This window comes from Pseudomonas sp. ZL2 (assembly GCF_054788455.1).
Window position 1 is genome coordinate 1 of the sequence record NZ_JBGOGX010000052.1, and the last position, 10,379, is coordinate 10,379.

General features: G+C 60.5%; 11 protein-coding genes. 9 read left to right on the forward strand and 2 right to left on the reverse strand.

Annotated elements, in window-relative coordinates; translation table 11 throughout:
• Positions 1–215: 215 nt before the first annotated feature.
• On the reverse strand, positions 216–521 hold the full coding sequence (locus tag ABM562_RS24145) for a DUF2288 domain-containing protein (protein ID WP_115085669.1): 306 nt from the start codon (positions 519–521) through the stop codon (positions 216–218).
• 361 nt (positions 522–882) lie between these two features.
• On the opposite strand from ABM562_RS24145, the gene ABM562_RS24150 reads away from it, so the two are divergent.
• The 6 genes from ABM562_RS24150 (at position 883) to ABM562_RS24175 (ending at position 6,262) form a co-directional block, all read left to right on the forward strand.
• Positions 883–2,010, forward strand: coding sequence for a branched-chain amino acid ABC transporter substrate-binding protein (locus ABM562_RS24150; protein WP_115085668.1), 1,128 nt, complete (start codon positions 883–885; stop codon positions 2,008–2,010).
• A 227-nt stretch (positions 2,011–2,237) separates the two neighbouring features.
• Positions 2,238–3,161, forward strand: coding sequence for a high-affinity branched-chain amino acid ABC transporter permease LivH (gene livH / locus ABM562_RS24155; RefSeq protein ID WP_045185823.1), 924 nt, complete (start codon positions 2,238–2,240; stop codon positions 3,159–3,161).
• Entirely contained in the window at positions 3,158–4,414 is a 1,257-nt protein-coding gene (locus ABM562_RS24160) for a high-affinity branched-chain amino acid ABC transporter permease LivM (RefSeq protein ID WP_115085667.1), read from the forward strand. Before livH ends, ABM562_RS24160 begins: the two co-directional genes overlap by 4 nt.
• Positions 4,411–5,178 (forward strand): high-affinity branched-chain amino acid ABC transporter ATP-binding protein LivG, encoded by a 768-nt coding sequence (livG, locus tag ABM562_RS24165; RefSeq protein ID WP_115085666.1) that lies wholly within the window; start codon positions 4,411–4,413, stop codon positions 5,176–5,178. Before ABM562_RS24160 ends, livG begins: the two co-directional genes overlap by 4 nt.
• Positions 5,179–5,880, forward strand: coding sequence for an ABC transporter ATP-binding protein (locus ABM562_RS24170; protein WP_115085665.1), 702 nt, complete (start codon positions 5,179–5,181; stop codon positions 5,878–5,880). It abuts the gene before it with no gap.
• A gap of 145 nt (positions 5,881–6,025) precedes the next feature.
• Complete coding sequence (locus tag ABM562_RS24175; protein WP_115085664.1) at positions 6,026–6,262, forward strand: hypothetical protein; 237 nt, start codon at positions 6,026–6,028, stop codon at positions 6,260–6,262.
• A 2-nt stretch (positions 6,263–6,264) separates the two neighbouring features.
• Here the strand turns inward: ABM562_RS24175 and ABM562_RS24180 are convergent, their stop codons facing one another.
• The gene (locus ABM562_RS24180) at positions 6,265–7,173 is read right to left on the reverse strand and encodes a LysR family transcriptional regulator (RefSeq protein ID WP_460423590.1); all 909 of its coding nucleotides are present in this window, start codon (positions 7,171–7,173) and stop codon (positions 6,265–6,267) included.
• A gap of 107 nt (positions 7,174–7,280) precedes the next feature.
• Here ABM562_RS24180 and ABM562_RS24185 point away from each other — a divergent pair, with 107 nt between their 5' ends.
• From ABM562_RS24185 to ABM562_RS24195, 3 genes are all read left to right on the forward strand, one after another.
• On the forward strand, positions 7,281–7,880 hold the full coding sequence (locus ABM562_RS24185) for a short chain dehydrogenase (protein ID WP_115085662.1): 600 nt from the start codon (positions 7,281–7,283) through the stop codon (positions 7,878–7,880).
• A 70-nt stretch (positions 7,881–7,950) separates the two neighbouring features.
• Positions 7,951–8,625, forward strand: coding sequence for a COG3650 family protein (locus ABM562_RS24190; protein WP_460423592.1), 675 nt, complete (start codon positions 7,951–7,953; stop codon positions 8,623–8,625).
• 106 nt (positions 8,626–8,731) lie between these two features.
• A complete protein-coding gene (locus tag ABM562_RS24195; protein WP_115085660.1) occupies positions 8,732–10,345 on the forward strand; it encodes an NAD(P)/FAD-dependent oxidoreductase in 1,614 nt (537 codons plus the stop codon).
• Positions 10,346–10,379: the final 34 nt, after the last annotated feature.

Below are 10,379 nucleotides of genomic sequence, written 5' to 3' on the forward strand. Positions count from 1 at the left end.
TTTTTGACAATCCACACTGGGAGGGTGGCTTTTTGTTTGAAACCCTTGGGGTGCCACCCCTTTCCCCCTTTTGTAGGAGCGGGCTGGCCCCGCGATCAGACTGTTACCGTACTCTCTCGGCACACCCAACTGTTACCAACAGCCACCCCGGCTGAACAGTCCCGCGCACCAAAACCTCCTCGCTGTGCATTTTCACGCACCATTTTGGCGCGCTTTCAACCGTTGGTCTTTTCCTGAATCACAATGAACGGCGAGACCACCACGGCCCAGATCTCTGGATCGCGGTTCTGAAGGTCTAGCGCCTGCTCTGCAGTGACCGGGCCGACAGTGCCAGCATTACGCCACTCAGCGAAGGTTTCGCTACGGTTTTCGGCCATTGCCTGTGCAACTTCGATCAGGTCCAGGGTTGGGTCGACCCAAATCAGGTCACCCTTGGCCCAAAAACGCTCCAGCGCTTTCCACTCGATTCTTCCAGTCTCGCCGAGCAATTTGGCATAGAGGGTGCTTGGTTGATCTGTCATGGGTTCCTACCAGAAATAATTCGACCGCGATAAAGGTCGGTATTTTTGCAGAAAAACCCAGTTTCAAAATAAGTAATTGATCGACAAGGTGGTAAATGCCCGGGATGGGCCAGTAAAACTGGCTAGCCAGTGGCGTTTTTCTATAACTTTCTGTCGATTAGGCGACACCCCTGATTTTGCCCCAGCGGGCCTGCTTTTCAAGCGACAAAGCAGCGCTCTACACTGTACCGGTACAGTTGCCAGGGCCAATCCGGGGGTTATCCGGGTCCGTGACGAGGCGTGGCCTCCCATGGAACCTGATCCGGTCCTCAAGCTCTGGCCGCCAGGACTATAAAAATTACAACAGAATGAGTGGAGCACTATGAGTAAGGCTACTAAGCAGATTTCCAAGCTGTTTGCCGCAATGGTTCTGGCCGGGGTTGCCAGCCATTCGTTTGCAGCCGATACCATCAAGATCGGCATCGCCGGCCCGAAAACCGGCCCGGTCACTCAGTACGGCGACATGCAGTTCATCGGTGCAAAACAGGCCATCAAGGACATCAACGCCAAGGGCGGCGTCGACGGCAAGATGCTTGAAGCCAAAGAATACGATGACGCCTGCGACCCTAAACAGGCCGTGGCAGTCGCCAACAAAGTGGTCAACGACGGCGTCAAGTACGTGGTCGGCCACCTGTGCTCCAGCTCCACCCAGCCTGCGTCCGACATCTACGAAGACGAAGGCGTGATCATGATCACTCCGGCCGCCACCAGCCCGGAAATCACCTCCCGCGGCTACAAGCTGATCTTCCGTACCATCGGCCTGGACAGCGCCCAAGGCCCGGCAGCCGGCAACTACATTGCCGACCACGTCAAACCTAAAATCGTTGCCGTACTGCACGACAAGCAGCAATACGGTGAAGGCATCGCCAGCGCCGTCAAGCAGACCCTGGAAGGCAAAGGCACCAAGGTTGCCGTCTTCGAAGGCCTGAACGCCGGCGACAAGGACTTCTCCTCGATCATCCAGAAGCTCAAGCAAGCCAACGTCGACTTCGTCTACTACGGCGGCTACCACCCAGAGCTGGGCCTGATCCTGCGCCAAGCCAAGGAGAAAGGCCTGAACGCCAAGTTCATGGGCCCAGAAGGTGTCGGTAACGATTCCATCTCGCAAATCGCCCAGAACGCTTCCGAAGGCCTGCTGGTCACTCTGCCGAAGTCCTTCGACGCCGACCCTGCGAACAAGGCAATCGCCGATGCCATCAAGGCCGACGGCAAAGACCCAAGCGGCCCGTTCGTGTTCCCGGCTTACTCGGCTGTCGAGCTGATCGCCGAAGGCATCAAGGCCGCCAAGTCCGAAGACACCGACAAGGTGGCTGCAGCCATCCACGCTGGCACCTTCAAGACCCCGACCGGTGACCTGTCGTACGACGCCAAAGGCGACCTGAAAGACTTCAAATTCGTGGTCTACGAATGGCATTTCGGCAAACCTAAAACCGAAGTTTCTCCTCAGTAATCCCGTCTGACTATATGACTACAAGCCCACTGTGCGAGCAGTGGGCTTTGTTTTACGAGGTTCATGGGCCTGATTCCCGCGATCCGGGAGCAGGTTCACCTGAAAATCTTAAAACCGTCACCAGCGGTTCGCTGGCAGTTGCCTGTGCCGAAGTGGCCAAGACCACAAGACCGGGCCGGGGGCACCCCCACCAGTGAAATGCGTATCAGGTTTTTAGGAGCGCTGTAATGCCTGAGATCTATCACTTCTTCCAACAGCTGGTTAATGGCCTGACCATTGGCAGCACCTATGCCTTGATAGCCATTGGCTACACAATGGTTTACGGCATCATTGGAATGATCAACTTCGCCCATGGCGAGGTGTACATGATCGGTTCCTACGTGGCTTTCATCGCCCTTGCCGGGCTGGCCATGATGGGTATCGATTCACTGCCGATATTGATGACCGTCGCCTTCGTCGCCACGATCTTCGTAACCAGTGCCTATGGCTACAGTATCGAACGGGTCGCCTACCGTCCGTTGCGTAACAGCAACCGGTTGATCCCGCTAATTTCTGCCATCGGCATGTCGATTTTCCTGCAAAACACCGTATTGCTATCTCAGGACTCCAAGGACAAGTCCATCCCCAACCTGATCCCTGGGAGTATCTCCTTCGGCCCGGGCGGCGCAGAGGAAGTGCTGATCTCCTACATGCAGATCCTGGTTTTCATCGTCACCCTGGTGGCCATGACCGGTTTGACCCTGTTCATCTCCCGCTCGCGTCTGGGCCGGGCCTGCCGGGCCTGTGCCGAAGACATCAAGATGGCCAACCTGTTGGGCATCAACACCAACAACATCATCGCCCTGACCTTCGTCATCGGTGCTGCCCTGGCAGCCGTGGCGGCCGTGCTGCTGAGCATGCAGTACGGGGTGATCAACCCCAACGCCGGTTTCCTGGTGGGCCTGAAGGCCTTTACCGCGGCAGTGTTGGGCGGCATCGGCAGCATTCCGGGCGCCATGCTCGGCGGGCTGGTGCTGGGGGTGGCTGAAGCCTTTGGCGCCGATATCTTCGGTGACCAGTACAAGGACGTGGTGGCGTTCGGTCTCTTGGTTCTGGTGCTGTTGTTCCGTCCGACCGGCATTCTCGGCCGTCCGGAGGTTGAAAAAGTATGAACAAAAATCTCAAACAAGCGTTTTTCAGCGCCTTGCTGGTCTGGGCCGTCGCCTTCCCGGTGCTTGGCCTGAAACTCAGCATCGACGGCATCAACCTGATCGTCCACAGCCAAGGGCCGTTCACCCTCACGGTCATCGCCGTGTGTTCGGTGCTGATGTTCTTGCGCGTGCTGTTCGACAAGCAGTGGAGCGCGGTAACCAGCCGCCGTTCGAGCCGCAAGTTGATCTCGCCGGCCATGAGCAACTTCCTGACCCTGCCCAAGACGCAACGCTGGGTCATCATCGGTCTGATCATGGTTGCGCTGGTCTGGCCATTCTTCGGCTCGCGCGGCGCGGTCGACATCGCCACCCTGATTTTGATCTACGTGTTGCTGGGCCTGGGCCTGAACATCGTGGTCGGTCTGGCTGGCCTGCTCGACCTGGGTTATGTCGGCTTCTACGCCGTCGGCGCCTACAGCTATGCCCTGCTGTCGCACTACTACGGCCTGAGCTTCTGGATCTGCCTGCCGATCGCCGGCCTGATGGCGGCGACCTTCGGCTTCCTGCTCGGTTTCCCGGTACTGCGTCTGCGCGGCGACTATCTGGCCATCGTGACCCTGGGTTTCGGTGAGATCATCCGTCTGTTCCTGCGTAACCTCACCGGTCTTACCGGCGGTCCAAACGGGATCAGCAACATCGAGAAACCAACCTTCTTCGGCCTGACCTTCGAACGCAAGGCCGCCGAGGGCATGCAGACCTTCCACGAGTTCTTCGGCCTGCAGTACAACTCGATCAACAAGGTGATCTTCCTCTACCTGGTGGCACTGCTGCTGGCGTTGCTGGCGCTGTTCGTGATCAACCGGCTGCTGCGCATGCCGATCGGTCGCGCCTGGGAAGCCCTGCGTGAAGACGAGATCGCCTGCCGCGCACTGGGCCTGAACCCGACCATCATCAAACTCTCGGCGTTCACCCTGGGTGCCTGCTTTGCCGGTTTCGCCGGCAGCTTCTTCGCCGCGCGCCAAGGCCTGGTGACACCGGAGTCGTTCACCTTCATCGAGTCGGCCATCATCCTCGCCATCGTCGTGCTCGGCGGCATGGGCTCACAACTGGGCGTGATCCTCGCGGCCATCGTGATGATCCTGCTGCCGGAACTGATGCGTGAGTTCAGCGAATACCGCATGTTGATGTTCGGTGCGCTGATGGTGTTGATGATGATCTGGCGTCCGCAAGGCCTGCTGCCTATGCAACGTCCACATATGGAGCTGCGTCGATGAGCCGCGAAATTCTGCAAGTCAGCGGCCTGAGCATGCGCTTCGGCGGCTTGTTGGCGGTCAACGGCGTGGCCCTGACCGTCAAGGAAAAACAGGTGGTGGCGTTGATCGGCCCGAACGGCGCCGGCAAGACCACGGTGTTCAACTGCCTGACCGGTTTCTACAAGCCGAGCGCCGGCAGCATCCTGCTCGACGGCCAGCCGATCCAGGGCCTGGCCGGCCATCAGATCGCCCGCAAGGGCGTGGTGCGGACTTTCCAGAACGTGCGTCTGTTCAAAGAGATGACCGCCCTGGAAAACCTGCTGATCGCTCAGCACCGGCACCTGAACACCAACTTCTTCGCCGGCCTGCTCAAGACCCCGTCCTTCCGCCGCAGTGAGCTCGAAGCAAAAGAGTACGCACGGTACTGGCTGGAGAAGGTCAACCTGCTCGAGTTCGCCAACCGCCCCGCCGGCACGCTTGCCTACGGCCAGCAACGGCGCCTGGAAATCGCCCGCTGCATGATGACCCGCCCACGGATCATCATGCTCGACGAACCGGCGGCCGGCCTCAACCCGAAAGAGACCGAAGACCTCAAGGCCCTGATCACCGTGCTGCGCGAAGAGCACAACGTCACCGTGCTGCTGATCGAGCACGACATGAAGCTGGTCATGAGCATCTCCGACCACATCGTGGTGATCAACCAGGGCACGCCCCTGGCCGACGGTACGCCGGAACAGATCCGCGACAACCCTGAAGTGATCAAAGCCTACCTGGGGGAAGCGTAAATGCTGCAGTTCGAAAACGTTTCCACCTTCTACGGCAAGATCCAGGCACTGCACAGCGTCAACGTCGAGATCCGCCAGGGCGAGATCGTCACCCTGATCGGCGCCAACGGCGCCGGCAAGTCGACCCTGCTGATGACCCTCTGCGGCTCGCCGCAGGCCCAAAGCGGCAGCATCCGCTACCTGGGTGAAGAACTGGTCGGCCAGCCGTCCTCGCACATCATGCGCAAAAGCATCGCCGTGGTCCCTGAAGGCCGCCGGGTGTTCGCCCGCCTGACCGTGGAGGAGAACCTGGCCATGGGCGGCTTCTTCACCAACAAGGGCGATTACCAGGAGCAGATGGACAAGGTCCTGCAACTGTTCCCGCGCCTGAAGGAGCGCTTCAGCCAGCGCGGCGGCACCATGTCCGGCGGCGAACAGCAGATGCTCGCCATCGGCCGTGCGCTGATGAGCAAGCCCAAGCTGCTGTTGCTTGACGAGCCGTCACTGGGCCTGGCGCCGATCATCATCCAGCAGATCTTCGACATCATCGAGCAACTGCGCCGCGATGGCGTCACGGTGTTCCTGGTCGAACAAAACGCCAACCAGGCGCTGAAAGTCGCTGACCGTGCCTATGTGCTGGAAAACGGCCGGGTAGTGATGGAAGGTACCGGTGAAGCGCTGCTGACCGATCCTAAGGTTCGTGACGCCTACCTGGGCGGTTGATACCCACGGTTGCATGCAACATCAGGAAAAAGGCCTTCGGGCCTTTTTTCTTGCCCGCTGTAACGCCTCCCGGGCAAGGGACTCTAGTGCTGCAGGTGAGCCAGAACCACTGGCTCTTACCTCCTCTTACTACTGGAGCCTCATCATGAACAAGACCCTCAGCGCCGCCGCACTCATCCTCTCCCTGGGCTCGGCCCTGGCCTTCCTGCCTGCGGTACAGGCTGCCGACGACATGAAAATGAGCAAGGAAGCGAGCATGGACAAGGACATGAAAATGGACAAGAAAATGGCCGACGACAAGATGATGGACATGAGCAAGGACAAGAAGATGGAAAAGGACGACAAGATGATGAAAAAAGAAATGAACGACGACAAGATGTAACCCTAGAGGGTCCGTAGCGCCTGACTGCTACGCCTGAACCAGGCCAGCAGGTAATCGGCCAGCACCTGGACCCGCTTGGGCATCCCGCCCTGATAGGGGTGTACCAGAAACAACGGTACGCTGCGCGTCTGATAGTCGCGCAGCAACCACTGCAGGCGACCGTCAGCCAGTTCTGCATGCAGCATGTACGACGGCAAGCGAGCGACGCCAGCACCCAGCAGTGCCGCCTTCTTCAGCAAGCTGTAATGATTGCTCGCAAAGCTTCCGGCCACCTGCACCCGCAACAATTCATGCTGCTGGTGGTACAACCATTCTTCACGGCCACTGTAATGGCTATTGAGCAGGCAACGATGGCCGCTCAAGTCGGCCGGTATCCGCGGCTCTCCGTGACGTTGCAGATAGGCTGGGCTGGCACAGGTGAGTTCCTGCATGGCCAGCACCGGACGAGCCACCAGGCGCGCGTCATCCTGCACCTCGGTACGAATCGCCAGATCGAAACCCTCGCCCAAAAGGTCGCGATAACCATTGTTCAGCTCAAGCTCCACCTGCAGGTCCGGGTAGGTGGCGGCGAACTCCATCAGCAACCCCTCGAAGAACATCTCCCCCAACGACACCGGCACGGTGATACGCACCGGCCCCGCCAGTTCGTCCTTGAGCATGGCCAGGGTTTGCCGTGCCCCTTCCATCTGCCGCACCAACGCCTGCGCTTGAGGCAGCAACATGGCGCCGGCAGCCGTCAGGCTCAGGCGCCGGGTGGTGCGGTGCAGCAACTTCACTGAATGGCTGGCTTCCAGGGCGCTGATGCGCTTGGACAGTTGCCCCTTGCTCCAGCCCAGTTGCTGCGCGGCCAGGGTGAAACTGCCGGCATCCATCAACGCGGCAAAGGCCGCCAGATCGTCGAGGTCGCTCATGGATTGTTTCCACATGAAAACCAAAGGTTGCCTATTAGCACGCTTATCTGCAGAAAAATCCACCCTAGACTTGAGCCTTGTCTTCACTACCCACGAGGAATGGCTCAATGAAAATCCTGTTGATCGGCGCCAGCGGTACCATCGGTTCGGCGGTTGCCAAAGAGCTGGAACAACGTCATGAAGTGCTGCGCATCGGCCGCAGCAGCGGCGACTATCAGGTGGACATCAGCGACAGCGCCTCGATTCGCCGCCTGTTCGAACAGACCGGCCGCTTCGATGCCCTGGTCTGCGCCGCCGGTAACGTGACCTTTGCCCCCCTTGATGAAATGAATGCGGAGCACTTCGCCCTGGGCCTGAGCGACAAGCTGATGGGCCAGGTCAACCTGCTGTTGATCGGCCGCGAGTTCATCAACGATGGCGGCTCATTCACCTTTACCAGCGGTATTCTCAACCGCGACCCGATCCGCTCCGGCGCCTCGGCCAGCCTGGTCAATGGCGCGCTCGATGCCTTCGTCAAGGCGGCAGCCATCGAATTGCCCCGTGGCCTGCGGGTCAACTCCATCAGCCCCAACGTACTGGTCGAAGCCATGCCGGCCTATGCTCCGTATTTCCGCGGGTTCAAGCCGGTGCCGGCCGCCGACGTGGCACTGGCCTATGCGAAGAGCGTTGAAGGAATGCAGACCGGCCAGACCTACCAGGTTGGCTAAGGCCTTGTGATCGGCGAGCAGCCTGCGTAACGTGGCGGCACCTTTTGCTCGAGATGCTGGAGTTTGCTTGATGCGTGCCGCCCCTTCGCTGTTGCTTGTCGCCTTGTTGCCGTTGTTTGCCGGCTGCCAGATGCTGGCTGAAAAGCCGCAAGCCGCCTCTACCGCAGGCCAGACCCGCATGCAGGGCGAACTGACTGCCCAGGGCGGACAACTGCTGTTCAAGCCCTGCGAAGAAACCCGCCGCTTTGCTGTCAATGACAGCGGCAACACCGGCCTGCTGCAGGAAGCCAGCGCACTGGCGGCAACGCCCGGCACCCTGTTCGCCGACGTGCGCGGCACGCTGTCGGCCAGCCAGAAAGGCGGCAACGATGGCCAGTTGAATGTGCAGCGCCTGTACCGCGTCGAGCATTCCGGCAGCGCCTGCAGCGATCCCAACTTCAAGCGCCTGACCCTGCGCGCCAGCGGCCATGAGCCGGACTGGAGCCTCAAGGCCGGCGGCAAGGGCATGGTCCTGGAGCGCGTCGGTCAGCCTTCGCTGGCCGTGCCCTACCTGGAAGAACAACTGCCCGACGGACGCTTCAGCCTGAGCACCGAGGCCAACGGCCAGAAAGTCGAACTCTGGGTCGCCCCGCAGCGCTGCGTCGACAGCGCCACCGGCAGCGTCCAGCACCTGAGCGCCGAGCTGCGGGTGGACGGCAAGACCCTGCGCGGTTGTGCCTACTACGGCGGCTCGCGCAACGACTGATCATCGGCGCCTGCGTTTAACCTGTCTGCAAAGGCGGCGAACAGCTTATACTTGGCGGTTTGTGTAAAGCCGCCGGCCGTTCATGGCCGGGATACTGGACCCTGCCATGTTACGAATCACCGAACTGAAGCTGCCGCTGGATCATCCTGATGAAGCCCTGCGCGAGGCCATCGTGCAACGCTTAGGCATCAGCGACGAGCAACTGCTGGACTTCACCCTGTTCAAGCGCAGCTACGATGCGCGCAAGAAGAACAGCGAGCTGCTGTTCATCTACACCATCGACCTGCAAGCGAGCAACGAAGCCGAACTGCTGCAAAAGTTCGCCGACGATCACAACGTCAACGTCGCTCCAGATGTCAGCTACAAAGTGGTTGGCCAGGCCCCTGCCGACCTGCAGGAGCGCCCCATCGTCGTCGGCTTCGGCCCGTGCGGGATTTTTGCCGGCCTGCTGCTGGCGCAGATGGGCTTCAAGCCGATCATCCTCGAGCGCGGCAAGGAAGTTCGTCAGCGCACCAAGGACACCTGGGGCCTGTGGCGTAAAAGCGTGCTCAACCCCGAGTCGAACGTGCAATTTGGCGAAGGCGGCGCCGGGACCTTCTCCGACGGCAAGCTCTACAGCCAGATCAAGGACCCGCAGCACCACGGCCGCAAGGTACTGCACGAGTTCGTCAAAGCCGGTGCACCGGACGAGATCCTCTACGTCAGCAAGCCGCACATCGGTACGTTCCGCCTGACCGGCATGGTCGAGAACATGCGCCACGAAATCCACGCGCTGGGCGGCGAAGTGCGCTTCGAGCAAAAGGTCACCGACCTGCTGATGGACGACGGCCAGCTCAACGGCGTGGTCCTGGAAAGCGGCGAACAGCTGCATTCGCGCCATGTGGTCCTGGCCCTGGGCCACAGTGCCCGTGACACGTTCCGCATGCTGCATGCCCGCGGCGTGTTCATGGAGGCCAAGCCGTTCTCGATCGGCTTCCGTATCGAACATCCGCAATCGCTGATCGACCAGGCGCGCCTGGGCAAGTATGCCGGTCACCCGAAACTGGGCGCGGCCGACTACAAGCTGGTGTACCACGCCAAGAACGGCCGTTCGGTCTACAGCTTCTGCATGTGCCCGGGCGGCACCGTGGTTGCCGCTACCAGCGAGCCGGGCCGGGTGGTCACCAACGGCATGAGCCAGTACTCGCGTAACGAGCGCAATGCCAACTCCGGTATCGTCGTTGGCATTACCCCTGAGCAGGATTATCCGGGTGGCCCGCTGGCCGGTATCGAGCTGCAGGAAAAACTCGAAGCCCACGCTTACGTGCTGGGTGGCAGCAACTACCAGGCGCCGGCGCAACTGGTCGGTGACTTTGTCGCCGGACGGCCGTCCACTGCCATCGGCAGTGTCGAGCCGTCCTACAAGCCAGGTGTCAGCCTGGGCGACCTGGCCCCGAGCCTGCCCGACTTTGCCATCGAAGCCATTCGTGAAGCCCTCCCGGCCTTCGATCGGCAGATCAAGGGCTACAACCTGCCTGACGCGGTATTGACCGGGATCGAAACCCGTACCTCATCGCCGCTGCGCATCACCCGTGATGCCAGCATGCAGAGCCTGAACCTCAAGGGCTTGTTCCCGGCGGGTGAAGGTGCAGGTTATGCCGGCGGGATCCTGTCGGCGGGTGTTGACGGGATTCGCATTGCTGAAGCGGTGGCGCGCAGCATGCTCGGTCTGCAGGCCTGATTCATACCGCAACACAGTAATCGCCGGCAACGCC